The sequence below is a fragment of the Caballeronia sordidicola genome (assembly GCF_000729995.1).
GTDB lineage: Bacteria > Pseudomonadota > Gammaproteobacteria > Burkholderiales > Burkholderiaceae > Caballeronia > Caballeronia sordidicola_A.
The window spans coordinates 232,608-254,191 of the sequence record NZ_JNFG01000201.1 but is presented as its reverse complement, the minus strand read 5'-3'; the positions used below and the strand labels follow the sequence as shown (position 1 = coordinate 254,191).

Below are 21,584 nucleotides of genomic sequence, written 5' to 3'. Positions count from 1 at the left end.
TTAGACTTATTGATAGCCTGCTCGCCGGGCCACGATCCGCAACCTTTACTGAACTGAGCCGACCTCCATGGACCTGAAGCAGATTCAGTATTTCATCGCCCTGTTCGAGGACGGCTCCGTCACACGGGCAGCCAAGCGGCTGAACATCGTGCAGCCTGCCTTGAGCATGCAGATCGCCAAGCTGGAGGACGAACTGCATCAGCAACTCTTCGAACGCGGCGCGCACGGCATGGCCCCAACCGCAGCGGGACGGCTGATGTACCGCCTCTTCCTGCCGATCATGCGGGACCTCACCCACGCGCGCCAGCAACTGGTGCAGCGTGACGAAGTGGTAACGGGGCATGTATCGATCGGCTTGATTGCATCGGTGACGGAGAGCGTGCTGGCGGATTCACTATCGCGGTTTCACGCTCGTTATCCGCATGTGGAAGTCACCGTGTCTGACGGTTACAGCGCGACGTTTATCGACTGGGTGTCCGGGGGACAACTCGACGCCGCGCTCATCAACAAACCTCGTGCGCGCCTGTCGCTCGACTCTCAGCCCTTACTCGATGAAGAGATGGTGCTGGTCACTAGTGCCGTGCATGGTCCTGACTTGCCGCATGCCATCGACCTTGCGCAGCTTCCGGAACTCGAACTGGTGTTGCCCACGAAGCGCCATGGTTTGCGCGGCGTACTCGATACCGCCGCCCAACACGAAGACGTATTACTCGCACCGCGCTTCGAGATCGACGTGCTGAGCACGATCGTCAAGCTGGTGGAAAGCACGCGCTTCGCGACGATCCTTCCGCGCATCGTGGTGGAGCGCGCGGTGCGGCACGGCACGCTGCGCGCCTATCCCATTCTTGCGCCGCGGATCGTGCGGCATATTGTGCGGATCAGCCATCCGCGGCGCCCGTTGAGCGCGGCGGCGGAAGCGCTCATAGCAATCATTGCGGACGAACTGAGGCTGGTGTCCAGGGAATCGACGATGGAGGCTTGAACGCAGCCAGTACCCTTATCTCCTTACCGCTCTTCGAGCACCGAGAAAATATTGCCCGCCGGGTCTTTGAACCAGGCAATCACCGGGCCTTCGGAGCCACGGCAAATCCCTTTCGCATCGGTCTTCAGACTCGGCATATCGTAGTGTTCAAAATTCACGCCGCGTGCGCTCAGCGTGTCGACTGCGTGGTCCACGCTATCGACCGGGAAGTTAAGCACCGTGTACGTCGCCGGCACATGATCAGGCTTGGGGTAGACCAATACATTGTTGCCGCCGGCCAAGTGCAGCTTGAGAATGCCCATGGGCTCGCTCGTCACCTCGAGGCCAAGGGTCTCGCTGTAAAACTGCTTCGCCGCGGGAAGATCCTTCACTGCGAAGCCGCTGAACGCGGGGCTGTCTTTCAATAGGGTTTGCATCGTTTGCTCCTTTAAGTGGATACCGCTCAGGCGTGCGACCACGACGCGCGCAACTCCCTGACCGGCCGCACTTCCACGCCGCCCAGGCGCGCGCCGGGAAAGCCGGAAGCCACGCGCATGGCTTCATTCATGTCGCGTGCCTCGATAAGAAGAAAGCCGCCCACCTGCTCCTTGGTCTCGGCGAACGGGCCGTCGGTGATCGACACATGTTCGCCGCGGACCCGCAACGTGACCGCTTCCTTCGCGGACTGCAGCGCCTGCGCCTCAATGAGCTGATGGCTCTCTCGGAGTCGTTCCTTGTATGCCAGCGATTCATCGACCAGCGCGTCATACTGTCGTTTCGACAGGTCGTCGAGCACACGTTCGTCAAAGAAAATGAAACACAGGAATTTCATCGATGTCTCCGGTTAAGGGTGGCTTCACCCGGTAGACGCATGAGCGGGATCGAAATCGACAGACAACGGCTGCGAAAAAGTATCGAAATGTAACTGACGGGACAGGAGTGACCAGCCGGCTTTGCGCCAGGGTGAATTCTTATGCGACGATCGGCGGAATGCCCGAGCCTGGGCGGGTCTGTTAATCTGCGCCTTTCTTTCCGCCGACAAGACTTCGAACCATGCAACAGGAACTCCCTTTCAACGAACGAGGTATTACGTTTGCCCGCGCTGGCCTGAGTGCCTCGGGGCAGTTGTTTCCGTTACGCGATTTGCGCGGCGCAACGGTGGTAATGGTGCCGCGGCAGAAGCCCTTGCCCATTGCGCTGGCTGTGATCGGTTTGATCGTGGCGGTGACGGGCGGAATTCTCGGTTCAGGACCGGCGTTGCTGCTGGGCGTGATGATCGCGGTGGTGGGATATCTGTCGTGGATTACGCAGGACGTGATCTACAGGATGTATGTGACGACTCCGGCAGGCGAGCGTGAGGTGTTCACGACGAAGGACGAGGAGTTCGCGCAGCGCGTGGCGAAACTGGTGCGCGAGAGCATTCCGGCGGTGCCGACGTCTGCGCCCCCCGCTGCGCCTGCGTCTATTTAACGCTTTCTTTACACGGACCGCAGCGATCCATGCCCGTTGTTAATGCGGCGCTGGCTAAAGTGGTGTTGTTCCCACCACCGCCCGTCGCGAGACGGCGCACCATCCGATGCTTCAGGCAAGCGTTGCTTCCCCGTTCCGATCCCATTCTGTTCCCGTGGCCCAGCCGCCCGTGCGGGCCACACGAAAACTTCACACGGTAGTTGCGTTCGATCTCATCCTGCCGGGGCTTGACTCCAGCGGGCCACGCCGCGTTTTGCAGAAGGCGCTGGGGCATGAGGCCCGCATGCAGGTGGTAGCGACAGATCGCCGGCATGAATGCGTCACGCTGCACGTTGAAGTGCCTTCGCGGACGTTGAGTGATGTGATTGGAGTCGTGACTTCCCGGTTTGAGCAGGCCACCTTGGGCCACGCGACCACGTTCACGCTGCGGCGTTAGTTTGAATTTTAGTTTGATTTGCTCGCGCCGGCGGCCGTCTGAAATCCCGTCCAGCGGCGCGAGCCAAATGCCAAACCAAAAGCTAAACTATCAAAGGCTCGACATGCCAAATATGCCTGGCATACTCCGCAATCGTCCGGTCTGACGAAAAAATCCCCATCCCCGCGACGTTTTCAATTGCACTGCGCGTCCACGCTTCCTTATCGAGGAACTTCGCGTCGACGTCGGCCTGAGCTTTGTCAAAACTGTCGAAGTCAGCGAGCACCATGTAATGGTCGCCCCAATCCACCAGCGTATGAAAGATGTCGTAGAACCGATGCGGCTGGTCCGGCGAAAAATGCCCAAGCCGAATCTGGTCCAGCGCCATCTTCAGTTCCGGGTTCTCTTCGTAGATATGCCGCGGCCTGTATCCGGTCGCCCGCAGCGCATCAATCTCTTCAGTCGAGTGCCCAAAGATAAACATGTTTTCGCGCCCAACGGCATCGCAGATCTCGATGTTCGCGCCATCCAGCGTCCCGATAGTCAACGCGCCGTTCAACGCGAGCTTCATATTGCCCGTGCCCGACGCTTCAGTCCCGGCCATCGAAATCTGCTGCGATAAATCCGCCGCGGGAATGATCAGTTCGGCCACGCTCACGCCATAGTTCGGGATGAAGCCGACCTTCAGCCGGTCACCAATCAACGGGTCGTTGTTGACCTTCTCCGACACGTCGTTGATCAACTTGATGATCGTCTTGGCCATCTTGTACGCCGACGCCGCCTTGCCGGCAAACATCACCACCCGCGGCGTCCACGCCTTCTCCGGCTGCTCGCGGATCCGGTTGTAGCGCACGATCACGTGCAGGATGTTAAGCAGCTGCCGTTTGTATTCGTGAATGCGCTTCACCTGCAAATCGAACAGCGCATTCGGGTCGATGATCGCCCCCGTCTCGCGCTTCGCACGCGCGGCGAGCCGTACCTTGCTGGCGAACTTCGCGTCATGGAAAGCTTTGGTGAACTCGGGGTCATCGCGCCATTCACGCAGCCGGGCCAGCTCGAACAAGTCGGTCCGCCAGCGCGGTCCAAGCCGTTCATCGATTAACGACGACAGCTTCGGGCTCGCCTGCGACAACCACCGGCGCGGCGTGATGCCGTTCGTCACGTTAGTGAAACGCTCGGGATACATGCGCGCGAAATCGGCGAAGATATTTTGCGTCATCAACTGCGAATGCAGCTTCGACACACCGTTCACTGTGTGGCTTGCAACAATCGCCAGATGCGCCATGCGCACACGCCGCTGACCATATTCATCGACCAGCGAAATGCGGCGGATCAGGTCGACGTCGCGCCCGAACTTCTCACCCACTTGCTTGAGAAAATCCGCGTTGATGTCGAAGATGATCTCGAGGTGGCGCGGCAACAGCCGCGACAACATTTCCACGTCCCAGGTTTCCAGCGCCTCGGGCATCAGCGTGTGGTTCGTGTACGAGAACATCTGCTGAATCAGCTTCCAGGCCTTCTCCCACGGCAAATGATGGATATCGACCAGCAAACGCATCAGTTCCGGAATGGCCAGCACCGGATGCGTGTCGTTCAAATGCACCGCGACCTTTTCCGCCAGCCGCCCAAAATGCGTGTGCGTGCGTTGATAGCGGCGGATCAGATCCTGCATCGTCGCGGACACAAAGAAGTATTCCTGGCGCAAACGCAGTTCGCGGCCGGCCTGCGTGGAGTCGTCCGGATACAGCAGGCGCGATACGTGTTCCGAGGTGTTCTTTGCTTCCACCGACCGGCGGTAATCGCCCTGGTTGAACGCGGACAGGTCGAATTCGTCGGTAGCCCGCGCCGACCAGAGCCGCAACGTATTGGTCGCGGTCGTGGCAAAACCGGGGATCACGGTGTCGTACGCCATAGCGTTCACGTGTTCCGTGTCGATCCATTCGGTGCGGTCGCCGTGGCGTACCGTACTGCCGCCGAAATGGATCACATAATTCACTTCCGGGCGCGGAAACTCCCACGCATTGCCCGCTCGCAGCCAGTAGTCGGGCGTCTCGACCTGATTTCCGTCCACGATGGTCTGCCGGAACATGCCGTATTCATAACGGATGCCGTAACCAAAACCGGGAATGCCGACAGTCGCCATGGAGTCGAGAAAACACGCGGCAAGGCGGCCCAGGCCGCCGTTGCCGAGCGCGGCATCGGGCTCCAGGTTTTCGAGGGTGTTTAAGTCAATGCCAAGGCCGGCAAGGGCGTCGCGGACTTCGTCGTGGATGCCGAGCGCAAGCAGCGCGTTGGTAAAAGTCCGACCGATGAGGAACTCCATCGACAAGTAATACACACGCTTGACGTCCTGCTCGTACTGCTGGCGCGTGGTTTTCATCCAGCGCGCTACCAGCCGGTCGCGGACCGCCAGTTCAGCGGCATGAAGCCAGTCGCGCGGCTGGGCGGTGACGGCATCCTTGCCGACTCCGTACATGAGGCGGTTGGAAATGGAGCGCCTGAGCGCATCGACGGTGCTGTTCAGCTGTTCGAATTCCAGGTCGACGGATGTCATCGAACTCTCCAGAAATGCATTGCTGGACAACGCGCTAGGTGCGAGCCGCGTTCAGTCAAGCGGGACGGGGCCGGGTGAACAGGCAGGTTACGCTATTTTTATTTTTTTGGTAATGGCCCCGGCCGCCGTGGAATTGGCACGACATCCGCCGGCGGTCCGTCCTTTTGTCGCATTTCCGTCATCGGGAACAACCAGGCCGCTCCCGGAACAGAATTGGCAAATTACTTTGGTTTCCTGATCATAATGCGGTTCGAACCTGGATTTATGCCGCCGTGCGGTGGCTTTCCGCCAGCCTTTCGATTAGCTGAATATAGTGGCCGAGCGCAGGCGTAACACGCTCCGGGCGCTTGGCAAGATCATCCCAGCGGCGTAGTGAAAGCGCGTCCTGCGCGAACGGTTTGCTCATAAAATCGTCCGCTTCCTCCTTGCTGAAAATGCCTCCTTGCAGTTTCAGGCTACGGACCGAATCCGCGGATAGTGTCGAAAAATAATCGGTATCAATTGCACATAAGCAGCGCTTCGCGTCCACATGCAGGCGGATCGGCTCAAGTACGGCGTTGCTGAACAGCGGTCGCAGGAACGGCAGCGCGAAATACTGGTGCAGGTCGTCAATACCGCGTTCGCTCGGCGTCTCGCCCTGGAGATTGAGCAAGTGACCCAGGTCGTGCAAGAACGCCGCGCCAACGAGCGTTTCATCAGCGCCCGCTTCCTCTGCCAGTGCCGCAGTCTGCAACGCGTGCTGGAGTTGCGTGACCGGTTCGCCGCTATAGGCAATGGCGCCGTAGGTATCGAAGAGATGCTTGATGTCAGTCAGCGTAAGCGCCATGATTTAAGCCCAGGGCAGAGAAAAGGTCTTGAGGTTCGTGAAGCTTTTCATCGCTTCCTGCACGCCTTCCTTGTAACCCAGGCCCGAATCCTTGATGCCGCCAAACGGTGTCAGCTCGATCCGGTAACCCGGCACTTCCCACACATTCACGGTACCCACGCGCAGTTCGTTCACAAAGCGCGTGATCAGGTCCGCCCTGTCCGTACATAGGCCGGACGACAACCCGAAGGCCGTGCCGTTGCTGATACGAATGGCGTCGTCGATGGTATCGAATTCGATGATCGGAGACACCGGTCCGAAGGTTTCCTCACGCACCAGCGTCATGGAAGGATTGACACGATCCAGCACTGTGGGCGAGTACAACGCCCCATGGCGGTGATTGCCGCACAGCAACCGTGCACCCTTCGATACCGCTTCGTTCACGCGTGCCTCGAACAATTTGGCCGCAGCCTCGTCGATCACCGTGCCCATCTGGTTGGCAGGATCGAAGGGATCGCCATGATTCCATGCGAGCGTTTTTTCCACCACGAGTTCCGTGAACCGGGCAACGACGTCCTTCTGTACGAGCATCCGCTTGACCGCCGTGCAGCGTTGCCCGGAATTCTTGTACGAGCCTTGCACGGCCAGCGTTGCCGCGCGTTCCAGGTCGGCGTCGTCGAGCACGATCAGCGGATCGTTACCGCCAAGTTCCAGCACGACGCGCCGATACCCCGCCCTCGCTGCAATATCCTTGCCGATCGCCACGCCACCGGTAAAAGTGACGAGGTCGGCGTGCCGGTTCGTGACGAGTTCGTCAGCAATCTCGCGCGGGTCGCCCGTTAAAACCTGCAGCATGGGTGCGGGCAAACCGGCTTCATACAACACGTCGGCTAAGTAATAAGCCGATAACGGCACCTTCTCCGACGGCTTCAGGATCACGCGATTATTCGTCGCGATAGCAGGTGCAAGCTTGTGCGCGACCTGATTCATCGGATGATTGAACGGCGTGATTGCAACGATCACGCCCGCCAGCGGTTCACGTTGCGAGAACACGCGGCGGGCCTTGCCGTGGGGGGTAAGGTCACAGGAAAAACTCTGGCCGTCGTCGCGCAGCGCTTCCATCGCGGCGAACTTGAACACGTCCGCCACGCGGCCGATTTCATAACGCGAGTCCTGCTTCGACAAACCCGATTCAAGCGAAATGAGATCCGACGCTTCTTCCGTACGCTCACGCAGCAACGCAGCAGCACGCTCGAGAATCTGCGAGCGTTCATAACGCGTCAGCGTCGACCGGTAGTTCGCCGCGTACTCGAATGCATCGCGCACATCGTCGACGCTTGCCATTGGCACGGTGCCAACGATGGTGTTCGTGTAAGGATCGAAAACATCGATATTGCGTGAACGCGCCACACGCTCGCCCTTAAGGCGCAGCTTTTCAACCCGCAGCGCATGCTGCTCAACCGCAAGAACGGCGCTCATGATGCAAACTCCAGGTGGTTCAACGCGATGTTGAAAACGTCGAAGTTGCGCAGGCGCTTTCCTTCTCTCTGTGCTTCAAAACCGTCGGTTGGACGATTGAACAGCAAGGGCACTTCCTGCTCGGACACGCCGCCATGCGAACGCAACGGCACAGTCAGTCCCGACAGGTCATGCTCCGCGCGCCGGGTGCCGAGTACCGTGTTGCGTCCGCTCACGACCACCAGGTCTCCCACGCGATCGATCGGCAATTCGAAGCGCTCGCACGCAGTTGCGTTGTCGAGCACGATATCCACGCCCGGCAGTGCAGCAATGCGCGCCGCCAGTGCTTTTGTATCGACGGAAGCCGGCAGGTAGATGGTCGCGAACGAACCAAGCGCTCCGTGGTGGACCACGTAGGGATCAGTGATCGGGAGAATCACGCGCGCATTCGGGAGGTCCAGCGTTTCATCCAGCCAGTCTTGCAAATACACCACGTTCGGCTCGCCGGTTGCGACGTCGTGCTTCGCGTTCATGCCATGGTCAGCGGTCAGGCCGATCACCGCGCCGAGTTCGTTCAGGCGCGCGAGATAGCCGTCCATCATCGCGTAGAACGCGTTGGCGCCGTCCGTGCCAGGCGCGCATTTATGCTGCACGTAGTCCGTCGTCGACAGGTACATGAGGTCAATCTTGCGCGTCTCGGCAAGGCGTACGCCGGCCGCGAACACGAACTCGGACAGGTCTGCGCTGTAGACATCCGGCACGGGCTTGTCCACCAGTTCCAGCACGTTCTCGATGCCGTTCTCCGCAAGCGTCACCGCGTCCGCTTTCTCCGCCGAGAAACAGATTCCGTCGAGTTGCCAGCCAAGCAGACGGCGCAACTTGTCCTTTGCCGTCACTACGGCCACCTTCTCGCCGCGTTGCGCAGCAGCCGCGAGGATCGTGCCGGCGCGAAGGTAGGCCGGATCGTTCATCATCACCTCGGCACCCTTGCCGCCGTTCGCTTGCGGGTCGAAGAAATAGTTGCCGCAAATGCCATGCACCGAAGGCGGCACGCCCGTCACGATCGACAAGTTGTTCGGGTTGGTGAACGACGGAATCACGCAGTCGGCGCGAAAGGCGGACCCGCCGCGCAGCATTGTGCCGATAAACGGTGCGACACCCGCCGCTACGGCCGCTTCAAGGTAATCGTATTCGCAGCCGTCGACGCAGACGACCACAGTCAGCGCGCGCGCCGGACCATAAGCGCGGCCGTTAACTTCCATGAGCATTTCGGTGGACGTGGACATGAGGTTCCTTTCCGTGATGAACCAGCGTTCTGCCAGCGATTGTGGCTAAGATCCGCGATTCCATATTTTGATGCACAACGCCAATATTTGCCACATTTTTCGGCGTAAAAAAGTCCCGAAGAGTGGGACTTCCGGCGGAGCCAGGCTGGATCAGGCCATTCGCCGCCGTGGCACTTTTGCCGCGATCAGCAACAACGCCGCGAGCGAGACGGCCAGCAAGATCAGCGACAGCGCCGACGCCGGCAAGTAATAACCGCGATTCACCTGCCCGACCACCACGATCGGCACGGTCGCAAAACCCGGGGGATAGACGGTCAGGGTCGCGCCCAATTCGCCGAGCGACAAAGCAAACCCGAGCGCAAGGCTCGCGCGAATGGCGGGCACAAGTTGCGGGAGGACCACACGTGAGAGGACCATCGAAGGCGGCGCGCCAAGACTCGCGGCAGCTTCGCGCAAGATCGTAAGTTCGGGGCGCAGCGCAGCGGCGGCGCATCGATAACAGAAGGGCAACACGAGTGCGAGTTGCACCAGCACGACGATTGCCGCCGACCCCGAGATATCCAGCGGTTTCTTGTGGTACGCGATCAACACGGACAACCCCAGCACGACGCTCGGCACGCCATTGGGCATCATCGCGATGGTATCGACCCATGCACCCACGCCGCGACGGTCACGCCCTTCCAGCGCCAGCGCAAGCCATAGGCCGAGCACGGTGCCCAGCACCGCGACGCCAAAGCCGACTTCAAGGCTCGTGGTCAATGCATCGAAGTCGCTGGAACCCAAACGTTCGAACCAGCGCATGCTGAAACCATCGGGGAAGATGGTTCCCGACCAGTGTGACGCCACACTCGAAAGCGCCACCACAATCACCGGCAACACGAACAACCAGAAGCACAACAGCGCGGCAAACCCCATGAATAGCCATGCGCCGATCCGTTTCAGGGAATGCGGCTTCGACGTCGTTGCAGGCAGCGTGAACTCAGTTGCCATTGCGGCCTCCGGTGCGTCGATTGACTCGCCTGTACAGCGCATACAACGAGAGCGACATTGCCAGCATCACGACGGCGCCGGCGGCGGCCGTCGGCAAGTCGAGATCAACGGTCGCGGAGCTGTAGATGGCCATTGGCAACGTGATCAGATGCGCGCTGCCGAGCACCAGCAGAATGCCGAACTCATTGAGCGTCAGCAGGAAACACAGGATCGTGCCAGCGGCAATGCCGGGCCAAGCGAGCGGCAGGATGACCTTGAACGCAACCATCCAGCCGTTCGCGCCCAGACTCTTGGCGGCTTCAATCAGGCGCATGTCGAGCGTGGCGAACGACGCGAGCGTGGGCCGCACGACGAACGGCGCGTAGAACACGACCTCCGCGAGAATCACGCCGCCGATACCGAACAAGAAGTTGAGCGGCGGATCCTGCGGGTTGAAAAGCCGCTGCAAGCCAATGCTCACCGACCCCTGAGATCCATACAAAAAGATCAGCGTAAACGCGACCAGGAACGATGGGAAGGCGACGAACAATTCGAGGAACCGGGTGACGAGCTTCGCACCGGGGAAGGGCTTGAAAAACAGCATTGCAGCGAGCAGCACGCCCAACACTGAAGCGAGCGTCGCACTAGCGAACAGGATGCCGAGCGTTGTGCCGACCACCCCGCTTGTCTCCGGATTGCTGAAGAACGCGGTATAGGCATGCAGGCTCAGGCCATGCGCACCGCTCACGCTCAGAATCAGGAGTTGCAGCAGCGGATAGATGACCAGCGGACCCAGCACAACAATCAATATAAACCACAAATGCCACTGCGCCAGCCGTTCGCGACGCCGCTTGGCAGCGGTATGCGCGACGTCGTCGACTACGTGCTCACTCACTGATAAGGACGACATCGTCAACCTCATGGCGTAGGGAAACGCGCGCACCCTTCACGGGCATCGGCCCGTGGGCACGCTGCATGGTGACAAGCACGGGTTGATCGGGCAACGCATCCAGCATCACCGATACCGACAACGCCGCGCCATACCATTCCACCGAAGCGATGGTGCCATGCAGTTGGGCATTGCCCAGTGGCACAATCGACAGGCACTCGGGACGCACGCATGCCACGTGATCGCGATCATCGTGACGGGCATCGCCGATGGGGAACATGATGGATGGCGGTAACAGGTTGGCCGCGCCAAGATAGCGCGCGACGAATGCGTCCTTCGGGTTGTCGTAGAGTTCGCGCGGCGTGCCAAGTTGCGCGATGCGGCCATCGCGCATCAGCAAGGTGCGGTCGGAGAGCACGAGCGCGTCGTCCTGATCGTGCGTGACACACACAATAGTCAGGTTCGGCAAACGCTCATGCAACGCCTTGAGTTCAGTACGTACTGATGCGCGCAGGTTGGCATCGAGTGCGGACAGCGGCTCGTCGAGCAGCAGCACATCCGGCTCGATCACCAGCGCCCGCGCCAACGCGACGCGCTGCTGCATGCCGCCCGACAACTGCGCGGGCATCACATGCCCCGCGTCGCCGAGCTGCACGAGTTTGAGCGCATCGGCTACGCGCCGTGCGATCTCCCCTGCTTTCAAACGCCGCGCCCGCAAACCGAACGCGACGTTGTCGTACACCGACAGATGCGGAAACAGCGCATAACTTTGAAACAGCAAGCCGAGATTGCGCTTGAACGGCGGCACGTGCGTGAGGTCACGCCCCGCCACCGTCAACGTCCCCGCCAGCCCATCCGCCTCAATGAACCCTGCGATAAACCGCAGCAACGTGGTCTTGCCACAGCCGCTGCGGCCGAGCACGGTCAGCAGCTCGCCGCGCTCGATGGTCAGCGACAGGTCATCGAGCACGGTGCGTGTGCCGAAGCGCACGCTTAAGCGGTCAATACGCACGCCGCCGTGCGCTTGCTGATTTGAATCCACGGCGGCAGCTTCGCGAGCGGCCGGAGCCAGCGTCAAAGTGTTCACGGTTCGCATCCTTGATAGCTTGGAGAAAACAGGACGAGCGCGAAGGTCAAGTCACATTAAAGCTCAGACGCTCAGGACTTCGGCTTGACGACTTCCAGCTGTTTGTCGGAGTTGCCGATCACGTCATTTTTCCAGCGTGTGGTCCATGCAGCCTTCTTCTCCATCACCTGGTTCCAGTCCACCGGAATCAGCTTAACGCCTGCTATTGCCTGCTTGACCGTCTCGCCGTTCTTGCCTGCCAGCGGCACGTCGGTACGGCCCGGAATGCCGTAGATATCCGGCACCTTCGCCTGCACTTCCTTCGACATCAGGTAGTCCACCAGCTTCTTGCCTTCAGCCTGGTTCGGGCCGCCCTTGATCAGGCCGATTGCGTACGGCAACTGGAACGTGGTCGGGGCTTCGCCGGGCTTGGCCGAGAGGAAGATCGGCTTGAGCGACAGGCCGCCGTTGGTCGAGTCGTCCAGGTCCATCTGCAGGTCGCCGTTGGCGAACGCGATCTCGTTGCGCGAGAGCAGGACGTCGAGATATCCCGTGCCCTTGGTGTGGAATTTTGCGCTCTTTTCCAGATTCTTCAGGTAGTCGAACGCCTTGTCTTCACCCATCAGCGCGCTGGTCAGGATGATCACGGCCATGCCGTCTCCGGCCGTGGCGGGATTCGAATAAGCCACCTTGCCGCTGAAGTCGGGTTGCAGCAGATCAGCAAAGGTCTTCGGTGCGGTCTTCGTGATTTCAGGGTTGATCGCGAACGAGAAATAGTTGTTCACGAAGGTGGCCCAGGAGCCGTCCGAAGCTTTAGCGATTGCCGGCACGTTCGCGTAGTTGACGCTCTGGTACGGCTGCAGCAAGCCGCTTTGCGACGCTTGCTGAATGAACGGCGGCAGCGTGACCAGCACGTCCGCTTTCGGCGAATCCTTCTCCACCGTCGCGCGATTCACGACTTCCCCGCTACCCGCAATCACGATATTGACCTTCACGCCTTCCTTCTTTTCAAAGGCCGGCAATACGTCCTTGTACAGGTTTTCCAGACCGTCGGCGCTGTACAGCACGACTGCGTCGGCAGCGAAAGCCGGCACCGTCACGACACCGGTGAGCGCGGCCACGGCCAGCGCCGGCAGCACGCGCTGCGCGACGAAACGGGAAGCGGGAAAGCGATTTTTTGTCATGGTGCTTGTTTCTCCGGGAAGGCGGATACAACCAGGTGGCGTGAGGGTGAATGGTCGTTTTGACACGTTTTTTCCAGGCATCGGCCGGATTCTTTTAGATCCGATGCGTCCGATGATTCACTGGCGCGGCGCCCCGAATGTCGGTCCGCCAGCAGCCCAAACGAAGCATCACAGAACTTCATGACAGCGCCATGACGATGCCACATTTTTCCAACAAAGAACACATTTCGCCAAAATTACGCTTAGACTATTTCATGCTTGCTGCGCGATGCCTGACCGACAATCCAACCGCCGACGCGGCGCTTGTTGCTATGAATGGAGGAAAACGTGATCAATGGAAGTGACCCGATTTTGCTGACCCCCGGCCCCCTGACCACATCGCCTGCCACCCGTCAGGCGATGCTACGCGACTGGGGCTCCTGGGATGCGGCTTTCAACCGGATGACAAGCGAGATCTGCCGCGACCTGCTTGCGATCGTGTCCGGCCAAAAAGATTTTGTGTGTGTACCCATGCAAGGTAGCGGGACGTTTTCCGTGGAAGCGGCGCTCGGCTCGCTCGTGCCGCGCGATGCGGTCGTGCTCGTGCCGAACAACGGCGCGTATTGCACACGCTTACTGAAAATACTCGAGCGGTTGGGGGTGGCGTCAATCGAGTTGAAGTTTAGCGATGATGAGCCGGCCAGCGTCGAACGGATAGAAGAGATGTTTCGCCGCGAGCCGCGCATCACGCACGTGGCGCAGGTGCATCTGGAGACGAGCGCGGGTTTGCTGAACCCGCTCGACGAGATTGCAGCCCTGTGCAAGCAGCATGGCAAGAGCCTGATCGTCGATGCAATGAGTTCGTTCGGCGCGTTACCTATCGATGTATCGAAGGGCGGTATCGATGCGGTGATTTCCGCCAGCGGCAAGTGTCTCGAAGGCGTGCCGGGGATGGGCTTCGTGATCGTGCGGCGCACGTTGCTGGAAGCGTCGGCGGGTAACTCGCGCTCGCTCGCGCTCGACCTCCACGATCAATATGCGTACATGGTGAAGACCACGCAATGGCGCTTTACACCGCCTACGCATGTGGTCGCCGCGTTGCGCGCGGCGCTTGATCAGTTCATCGCGGAAGGCGGTCAGCCGGCGCGTGGCGCGCGGTATCGAAGCAATTGTGCGGCGTTGATCGACGGCATGGCGTCGCTGGGTTTCAAGCCGTTCCTGGATGCCGCAGTGCAGGCCCCGGTGATCGTCACGTTCCATGCTCCGAACGATTCAGCCTACGATTTCAAGCGCTTTTATGAAGCCGTCCGCGATGCGGGTTATGTGCTCTATCCGGGCAAGCTGACGGAAGTGGAGACGTTCCGCGTGGGGTGCATCGGCGCAATTGACGCGAACGAAATATATAACGCGGTAGCGGCCATCGGGCGGGCGCTAGGCACGCTGCATGTGCGTCTGGCAGCTTGAGATCAGCGTGACGGCAAGGGCAACCCCGCCCTCAGGCGATCACCAACTCCGGCCCGCGCGCGGCAATCGCGCGGCGCATGGCTTTATCGGGCGCGACTTCGGTGATCAGGTAACGCGCCTTCTCGAAGTCGCGAATACGCACGGGCGTGACGTTGCCGAACTTCGAGTTGTCCGCGACGATAGCCGCCGCGCTCGCCGCCAGGATCATGCGGCTGCGCACTTCGGCGGCGAGGCGCGAGTAGTCGGTCAGGAAGCCTTCGGGCGTGATCGCGCCCGCGCCCACAAATGCGAAGTCCACGTGATATTGCGAAAGTTGCTGCACGGTGTCGAGGCCAAATACCGCGTCCTCGTTGTCCGAGAGCTCGCCGCCGAACAGCGTGACCTTGTTGTCGTTGCGGCGGCCGAGCAGCAGCGCGATGCGCCAGTCGTTGGTGTAGACCATCAAGCGGTGCCGGTCGCCCAGCGCGCGAGCGACGGCTTGCGTCGTGCTCCCCGAGTCGATGATCACCGACGCGCCGTCGGGCACCAGTTGCGCGGCACGCTCGCCGATCGCACGCTTGGCGGCTGCGTTCGCTGCTTCCCGCACGTCGAGGTCCGGCTCGCGCCGATCATTGGACAGCGCGCCGCCGTGGGTGGTCGCGATCAGGCCGCGTTCGGCCAACGCGTTGAGGTCGCGCCGAATGGTCTCGCGCGACACGTCGAGCGCACGCACGAGTTCGGCGACCGACAACGCGCGGTTCTTCGACAACTCCGACAGGATGTATTGATGACGTTGTTCGGCAAGCATCGGGTGCGGCCGGACATGCCGGCAATGAGTGAACGAACTAAGGGACAAACAGGATAAACCCGGAACCGCGCGTATTGTAGTACGCGATAGTACGCGAACGGCCGCCACACGGATGACCATGACAACAACGACACGTACTCCCCTTCGCACCGATGTCGCGATTATCGGCGCGGGCATTCTCGGACTGGCGCATGCCTATGCGTTCGCTAAACGCGGTTTGCGCGTAACCGTATTCGAGCGCAGCGGCACGCCGCTCGGCGCCTCCATCAGAAATTTCGGCATGGTGCTGGTGACCGGCCAGCCGCCGGGCGCAATGCATGCGCTTGCGCAGGCATCGCGGAAAATATGGCTCGACTGGGCAGCCGGCGCGGCGCTGCATGTGCGCCGTTCCGGCTCGCTGATGTTCGCCCGCAGCGCGGCCGAAGCCCAGGTGATGGAGGCGTTCGCGGCAACGCGCGCCGAGGCGGCGGGCTACGATGCCACGTTGCTTTCGCGCGCCGCGCTCGACGATCTCTACGATGGCCGCTTCCGCAAGCATCGTGCCGCACTGCATGGGCGTGCCGATTTGCAGGTGTTTTCGCGTCAGGCGGTGCCTGCGCTCATCGACTATTTACGGTTTGTGTTCAACGTGGATTTTCGCTTCGGGACGCTCGTGCAGGATGTGGATGACGGGCGAGTCGAGACGACTGCGGGCCAGTGGCGCGCGGAGCATGTGGTGGTTTGCGCGGGACACGATTATCTGTCGCTGCTCGCGCCGCAACTCGCTGTACTGGAACCGCGGGTGTGCCGGTTGCAGATGCTGCGCGTGCGGCCGACCACGCCTTTCGCCCTCGACCATGCCGTGCTGACCGGACTGAGCTGCCTGCATTACGGCGCGTTCTCGGACCTTCCCGAAGCCGCTGCGCTGCAAGCGGAAGTGGCCGCGCGAGAACCCGCGTTGCTCGAGCACGGTATCCATCTGCTGGCGAGCCCGACGCCTGGAGGGGACCTCATCGTGGGCGACTCGCATGATTATGGTGATGATCCGTCACCGTTCAATGCGCAGGCTATCGATGAAATCCTGCTCGGCCTGGCTGAGGACACGCTCGGCAGCACGGTGCGGGTCGTCGAGCGGTGGCAAGGCGTGTATGGCGCGCGCACCAGGACATCGGATGCACCGTTTTCTGTCCTGCGGGCCGCGCCGAATGTGACCGGCGTGTACATGCATAGCGGCGTGGGCATGAGCGGCGGGCCGGCGCTGGGTGAGCGTGTAGTCAGTCATCTGCTTGACGGTGCAGCGGTGCCCACGGCGTGACAACCTGTCGCAGATGCGACGCCTTGGCGACGCGGCCAGATGCCATGACGGGTGTAGAACCACAGGTTTTCATTTAGCTAGCGGCAAGAATCTATTTCCTCGCTGCAGGGCAATGAAGGCGCCCTCGCCCGGTAAACTCGACGCCTGTTCTTTTCTGCGATTGCGCCGGGTATTGATCGATGAGCTACAAGAAAGGCATTGTGCTGGAGATTCAGTTTCCGCCCGACCGTCTGAACGACGGCGCGGGAGACCCGTACTGGATCGACCTGACACTCGATGAAGCCCGCCGCCTCCACGAGCAACTGGCAAGGCGCTTCGCCAGCGAGGCACAAGCAAATCAGCCGCTTGATACGTTCACGATGGAATAAGCGGTCGTTCGCACTCAATCGGTGCCGATGGTCCCGGACGAACGACCCTCTCCTCACCCTCCGCTGCAGGTGGGACTCGACAGGTTGCTGAAACGGCTCGGCCAGTCTCCCGACATCGCCGCCTGTGCCGCGGCCAGCGGCATATCTCCCGTACACACGCAGCGCTTCAGGAACACCGCCAGCCGTTCCTTGCGGCGCTGCCCGGCTCGCCCATCCCAGCGTCGGATGTCAAGGTTTGCCGCCGCGGTCGGGGAACCGCCCAGCAGGATCGGCATGCGGTGGTCGAGCGCGTAGTCTGAAGCGCTCTTCGGGTCCACATGGCGTTGATTCAGCAGTTGCTCTTTCTGGCGCTGCAAGGTGTCGAACGGCGGCAGGACGTCGTCGGCGTAACCCGGGCGGCAGATCGTGTCCACAATGGTCGACTGGGTCACGCGCGGATCAAGCAACTCGGGTTTTTGCGCGTGAACCGGCACACCGCCGGCCGAAAGCGCAAGCAGCAACCACACGGTGGCAACACGCCGGCGACTTTGGCGGTGGTGACGATGATGCGAAAGAAACCTTCTATTCATTCGGCGATCGGGCCGCGCCGGAAACGCAACGGCCAAGTGTCGGAGCGAGAGGAGGGGCTAATTAAAACACATGCGCGTTCCAGGAACGGGATCGGGCATTAATCACGACGGCGGAATGACCCGCGTCGATCAACGCCAATCGAAAAGCAAAGCGCCCTTGAGCCCTTAGGCGGGGTGCTGCTCGAGCGCCGCATGGAGCGCTATTGCTTCGGCGTGGAAACGCGCATAGGCCGCGCGAATCGCCGCGGTGTTGTAGCCATGTCCTGGCTCTATCACGCAAGCATGCTGAAGGCTCAGACAGGCATCGGAGAAAGACGTGGCGCCGATCACGAACGCCGCTCCCTTCATTCGGTGCACGAGTTCGAGCAGACGGCGAAAGTCCGCCGATGCAAACGCCCGGCGCGCCTCCTCGAGATCCTGCCGGTTCGCCGACTTCAATGCATCGACCAGGGCAGCGGCCTGGTCCCCGAAGCCGTTGAGCTGGTCCACGTTGAAACGCGGGATCGTGGATGGGAGAGCGGACGTGCCTAGTGCCGCACCGGCGTGATCGACAGGTTGAGCAGCTTTGGGCGCTGTATCCGATGGGCCATCGAACGCGCTCGTCAGTTTCCCGGGATCCGCAACGGACACATTGAGTGCAGCCGAAACGGCGCTACCGACAGCCCTGTTCGCCGGGAAGGTTTGAGTGGGACCATAGGTATCGGCATGCGCCACGCCTGGCGTGAAGGATCTCGCGGCACCAATCGATGCGGTCGACATATGCATGGGTGCAGTACCCAATACACGGTCGAAGAAGGATCTGGAATCCGATGGCAGCGTCGGATCTCCAGCGCGAGTGGCAACGGGCAAGGCGGCGGTCAGTGCGGCCACCTTCGGCCTGCGCTCATCGTGCATGGCAAGTACCAGCGCGCGGTGCAGCGCGTCGAGTCCAAGCGGCTTGACCAGGCACAACGTCATGCCTGCGCCGAGCGCTTGCGTAAGCGCCTCGGGCTGCGCGTTCGCGGTCACGCCTATGATGGGCGTCGGCTTTATATGGGCGTTCGGACGCGTCAGCGCCAGTTCGCGCGCGCGAATGGCACGTGCAAGATCCTCGCCGCTCATCGTGGGCATCGAGCAATCAGTCAGGATCAAGTCGAACTGAGCGCCGTCTTGCCGCTTCCGCTCCCAACGCGCAAAAGCAGCCTCGCCGTCGTTAGCGGTTTCAAGCACGCAGCCGAGCGTATTCAACTGGCTCGCAAGCAGGATGCGATTGGCCGGATGATCGTCAACAACGAGTACATGCAGACCGAGCAAGTCATGCGTATCGAGTTCGGACATTGACACGGGCGTTTCCAGTGGCTGGCGGCCCACAGGCAAGCGTACCCGCGCGGTAAAGCGGCTGCCCTGCCCGGGCTTGCTGGACAACCGGATCGTGCCGCCCATCATGGTCATCAAGCGGCGGCAGATAGTGAGGCCGAGACCGGTACCGCCAAAGCGGCCGGGCCGTTCCTGTCGCGCCTGCGCGAACGGCGCGAACAACAACGCTTGCTGATCCGCCGCGATACCGATGCCAGTGTCCGAGACTGCCAGCAACAGTTCGCGATGCGCGATAAGCGCATTGGCAGCGGGAGGGGTATGCGCGTGGCCTTTCCTCACTGCCCCGATTGCATACTCGAGCGTCACCTGTCCCGCATCCGTGAACTTGATCGCATTCGACAACAGATTGCCCAGCACTTGCCGCAGGCGCAGCCCGTCGGCCATCACCCACACGCGCTCATGCTCCCGATGGCCACGCATGCGCACAACCAGCGCGACGCCTTTGCTGCGTGCCGCCGGCTCATAGATCGCCACCACGCTTTTCACCCATTCGCCCAATTCCAGCGGCGCAGGTGTCAGCACGAGCCGCCCGGCTTCAATCTTCGCCATGTCGAGGATATCGTCGATCATGCCAAGCAGGTCATGTGCCGCATGATGCGCCGTGCCCAGCGCCCGTTCAGTCGATGCACGGTCTCCCGGACTGCGCAATTCAAGTTCGAGAAGCCCGAGCACGGCGTTCATCGGCGTACGGATTTCGTGGCTCATGGTGGCGAGGAACGTTGACTTCGCGCGGTTCGCGGTTTCGGCTTCCTCCTTTGCCGCGCGCATCGCATGTTCGGCCGCCCGCCGGCGCGCAATCTGCGCTTTCAACGACACCGCCCAGCCGATTAACAGAGCAAGCATGGCCGCACCCAGCAGCGCGCCGAAAATGACTTGCGGACGCCGCCGTTCCCACTGGCTCTCCGGGTGTTCGATGAGCATCCAGCGGCGGCGAATGGCATCGAGTTCGGTCGGCTGCATGTGTTCGATCGCGCGGTTCATGATCGCGAGCAGCATGGGCTGGTTACGCGCAATGAGAAACCCGTGCTGCACGGGCTGATCCGAGAACGCGCCCGTGATGACGAGCTTGTTGCGATACGGATTGCCGACCGCATAGTTGGCGAAAGTCAGGTCGATGATGGTGGCGTCGGCCTGGCCGTTTACCACGGCATCGAACTGGCCATTGATCGGCGATGTCTCGACAATACGCACCGACGGCACGCGCTCGCGCAATTCGCTCATGAGCGCATGATTGCGCCAAAGCGCAACGCGTTTGCCCGCCAGCGCTTGCGCGTCGCGCAGCGGCTGCGATCCCGCCCGCGTCAGGATCACAAGCACGCCTTCGCCATAAGGTTTGGTCGGCGCGAACTGCGGCGGGATCTGCCCCGCGCTCAGTCCGTAGGCGATCAGGCTCGCGCGGCCGTCGCCCAGGTCATCGGTCACCTGCGCTGTGGAACCGTGCAGGCGGCCTTCGAAGCTCAGACCCGTGAGGGCGCCAATAGCCGCGAGCATATCGATTGCCAGCCCCGCGGGCTTACCGCTTGAATCGCGGAATGTCATGGGCGCGGCGTCCGCATACATGGAATAGTCGATCACCGGATGAGCGCTTATCCAGGCACGTTGTGCATCGCTCAACGTCAGCGGGCGGGTGAACGTCACCGCGGCGGCAGCCGCCCATCGCGCACGCACCTCGAGCAGAAAACGGGGCGGCAGCGCGGCGAGCGCCGCATCCACGCGCTGACGCTGGATGTCTCCTGCGGCGTCGGCGGCGAAGGCAAAGCTGTAGCCGGCTTCATCGAAGGCCGCAAAGCCTGAGATGGTGAGGCTCACCAGGTCCAGGTGATCGATCGTGTAACCCGTCGTGGCCAGATCGCCCACAAACGCGTCCGCATCGCCCAGCGACACAGCCAGCAGCGCACTCAGCGTATCGCGATAGCCCACAGCGTGCAGCGCGGGATAAGCATCGTGCAACTGTCGCACCGACGTTTGCTGCTCGACATAAGCAACCCGTCCAGTGCGACGGCCCGCCACGCGCCGTTCAACGAAGACTTGCTTGGTCGCAACATAAGGCCGGCTGTGACGCAGCGCCGGTCCTGCGTCATTGCCGGTTGCACTGGTCGCCGCATCAATCCGATGGTGACGCAACGCATCCAACATGGCAGAACGGTCAGGAAAGGTCCGCCATTCGAGCGGCCTCTGCAACGCGATAGCCACACGTTGCGCGAAATCGGCAGAGACGCCGCGAACTCCCGAACTGGAATCATCCGGATCATTCATTTCCATCGGCGGCAATGCGCCCGGGACCGCACCCACGATAAACGGCTTGGGCGTTGCTGCATTGACTGCAATGGAAAGTGCCAGCAGACAGGCGAACACCATTGCCTGACGCAACGCGCTGATGCTTTGTATCGCGACGTGAGTCCTTAGCAAACTCATTGGGTGATTGCCTGCGCACGGCGCCAGACACGCGCTCTTGAAAGGAGCGCCAGTGTCGCAAATACAAGCGGCCACGCCAATTGGAGATGTTGAAACGCTCAGTCTGCCTAAATGACACAGTCGCATTTACCCACGTAAGAAGGGGCACCGCATCCGCCTGTTCAAGCTAACAAAAACGTAAGCCTGGTCATTAACCGTACAGTTAACCCGACCCCATTCGCACTGATCCAGTGCATTCATTATTGCGAGACACACAATACTATTTCGACAGATTCACGGCTAATGCAACAACGCT

The 21,584-nt window shown here is 61.1% G+C and carries 19 protein-coding genes; 6 read left to right on the top strand and 13 right to left on the bottom strand.

Annotation, left to right across the window (positions count from 1 at the left end; genetic code table 11):
* The first annotated feature begins 67 nt into the window (after window positions 1-67).
* Window positions 68-982, top strand: a complete 915-nt coding sequence (locus FH08_RS0139890; protein ID WP_031363706.1) for a LysR family transcriptional regulator — start codon at window positions 68-70, stop codon at window positions 980-982.
* Window positions 983-1,005: 23 nt separating this feature from the next.
* On the opposite strand, the gene FH08_RS0139885 is transcribed toward FH08_RS0139890, so the two are convergent.
* Window positions 1,006-1,398, bottom strand: coding sequence for a VOC family protein (locus FH08_RS0139885; protein ID WP_031363705.1), 393 nt, complete (start codon window positions 1,396-1,398; stop codon window positions 1,006-1,008).
* A 26-nt stretch (window positions 1,399-1,424) separates the two neighbouring features.
* On the bottom strand, window positions 1,425-1,793 hold the full coding sequence (locus tag FH08_RS0139880; RefSeq protein WP_031363704.1) for a YciI family protein: 369 nt from the start codon (window positions 1,791-1,793) through the stop codon (window positions 1,425-1,427).
* 221 nt (window positions 1,794-2,014) lie between these two features.
* On the opposite strand from FH08_RS0139880, the gene FH08_RS0139875 reads away from it, so the two are divergent.
* Complete coding sequence (locus FH08_RS0139875) at window positions 2,015-2,431, top strand: DUF6232 family protein (protein ID WP_031363703.1); 417 nt, start codon at window positions 2,015-2,017, stop codon at window positions 2,429-2,431.
* 518 nt (window positions 2,432-2,949) lie between these two features.
* Here the strand turns inward: FH08_RS0139875 and FH08_RS0139865 are convergent.
* The 8 genes from FH08_RS0139865 to phnS all read right to left on the bottom strand — a co-directional run bounded on the left by FH08_RS0139865 (window position 2,950) and on the right by phnS (window position 13,057).
* Window positions 2,950-5,400, bottom strand: a complete 2,451-nt coding sequence (locus FH08_RS0139865) for a glycogen/starch/alpha-glucan phosphorylase (RefSeq protein WP_031363701.1) — start codon at window positions 5,398-5,400, stop codon at window positions 2,950-2,952.
* 262 nt (window positions 5,401-5,662) lie between these two features.
* Window positions 5,663-6,226: a phosphonate degradation HD-domain oxygenase gene (locus FH08_RS0139860; protein WP_031363700.1), complete on the bottom strand. Its 564-nt coding sequence runs from the start codon at window positions 6,224-6,226 to the stop codon at window positions 5,663-5,665.
* 3 nt (window positions 6,227-6,229) lie between these two features.
* Window positions 6,230-7,684, bottom strand: a complete 1,455-nt coding sequence (gene phnY, locus FH08_RS0139855; RefSeq protein WP_031363699.1) for a phosphonoacetaldehyde dehydrogenase — start codon at window positions 7,682-7,684, stop codon at window positions 6,230-6,232.
* On the bottom strand, window positions 7,681-8,949 hold the full coding sequence (gene phnA / locus FH08_RS0139850; RefSeq protein ID WP_031363698.1) for a phosphonoacetate hydrolase: 1,269 nt from the start codon (window positions 8,947-8,949) through the stop codon (window positions 7,681-7,683). Before phnA ends, phnY begins: the two co-directional genes overlap by 4 nt.
* Before the next feature lie 150 nt (window positions 8,950-9,099).
* Complete coding sequence (gene phnV, locus FH08_RS0139845; RefSeq protein WP_087881930.1) at window positions 9,100-9,864, bottom strand: 2-aminoethylphosphonate ABC transport system, membrane component PhnV; 765 nt, start codon at window positions 9,862-9,864, stop codon at window positions 9,100-9,102.
* Window positions 9,865-9,928: 64 nt separating this feature from the next.
* Window positions 9,929-10,828 (bottom strand): 2-aminoethylphosphonate ABC transporter permease subunit, encoded by a 900-nt coding sequence (locus tag FH08_RS0139840; RefSeq protein WP_051888897.1) that lies wholly within the window; start codon window positions 10,826-10,828, stop codon window positions 9,929-9,931.
* On the bottom strand, window positions 10,806-11,894 hold the full coding sequence (phnT, locus tag FH08_RS0139835) for a 2-aminoethylphosphonate ABC transport system ATP-binding subunit PhnT (RefSeq protein WP_419178047.1): 1,089 nt from the start codon (window positions 11,892-11,894) through the stop codon (window positions 10,806-10,808). Before phnT ends, FH08_RS0139840 begins: the two co-directional genes overlap by 23 nt.
* Before the next feature lie 71 nt (window positions 11,895-11,965).
* On the bottom strand, window positions 11,966-13,057 hold the full coding sequence (gene phnS, locus FH08_RS0139830) for a 2-aminoethylphosphonate ABC transporter substrate-binding protein (protein ID WP_031363694.1): 1,092 nt from the start codon (window positions 13,055-13,057) through the stop codon (window positions 11,966-11,968).
* Between the two features lie 137 nt (window positions 13,058-13,194).
* On the opposite strand from phnS, the gene FH08_RS52270 reads away from it, so the two are divergent.
* Together FH08_RS52270 and FH08_RS0139825 are read left to right on the top strand one after the other, a co-directional pair.
* Window positions 13,195-13,401 (top strand): hypothetical protein, encoded by a 207-nt coding sequence (locus tag FH08_RS52270; RefSeq protein WP_152603036.1) that lies wholly within the window; start codon window positions 13,195-13,197, stop codon window positions 13,399-13,401.
* Complete coding sequence (locus FH08_RS0139825; RefSeq protein WP_031363693.1) at window positions 13,373-14,500, top strand: 2-aminoethylphosphonate--pyruvate transaminase; 1,128 nt, start codon at window positions 13,373-13,375, stop codon at window positions 14,498-14,500. Before FH08_RS52270 ends, FH08_RS0139825 begins: the two co-directional genes overlap by 29 nt.
* A 31-nt stretch (window positions 14,501-14,531) precedes the next feature.
* Here FH08_RS0139825 and FH08_RS0139820 read toward each other — a convergent pair whose 3' ends face one another.
* Window positions 14,532-15,287, bottom strand: a complete 756-nt coding sequence (locus FH08_RS0139820) for a DeoR/GlpR family DNA-binding transcription regulator (protein WP_031363692.1) — start codon at window positions 15,285-15,287, stop codon at window positions 14,532-14,534.
* 112 nt (window positions 15,288-15,399) lie between these two features.
* On the opposite strand from FH08_RS0139820, the gene FH08_RS0139815 reads away from it, so the two are divergent.
* Together FH08_RS0139815 and FH08_RS0139810 are read left to right on the top strand one after the other, a co-directional pair.
* On the top strand, window positions 15,400-16,581 hold the full coding sequence (locus tag FH08_RS0139815; RefSeq protein ID WP_200878857.1) for a TIGR03364 family FAD-dependent oxidoreductase: 1,182 nt from the start codon (window positions 15,400-15,402) through the stop codon (window positions 16,579-16,581).
* A 179-nt stretch (window positions 16,582-16,760) separates the two neighbouring features.
* Window positions 16,761-16,949, top strand: coding sequence for a hypothetical protein (locus FH08_RS0139810; RefSeq protein ID WP_031363690.1), 189 nt, complete (start codon window positions 16,761-16,763; stop codon window positions 16,947-16,949).
* 53 nt (window positions 16,950-17,002) lie between these two features.
* Here FH08_RS0139810 and FH08_RS0139805 read toward each other — a convergent pair whose 3' ends face one another.
* Together FH08_RS0139805 and FH08_RS48975 are read right to left on the bottom strand one after the other, a co-directional pair.
* Window positions 17,003-17,455, bottom strand: a complete 453-nt coding sequence (locus FH08_RS0139805) for a hypothetical protein (RefSeq protein WP_235210650.1) — start codon at window positions 17,453-17,455, stop codon at window positions 17,003-17,005.
* Window positions 17,456-17,683: 228 nt separating this feature from the next.
* Window positions 17,684-21,289: an ATP-binding protein gene (locus FH08_RS48975; protein WP_051888896.1), complete on the bottom strand. Its 3,606-nt coding sequence runs from the start codon at window positions 21,287-21,289 to the stop codon at window positions 17,684-17,686.
* Window positions 21,290-21,584: the final 295 nt, after the last annotated feature.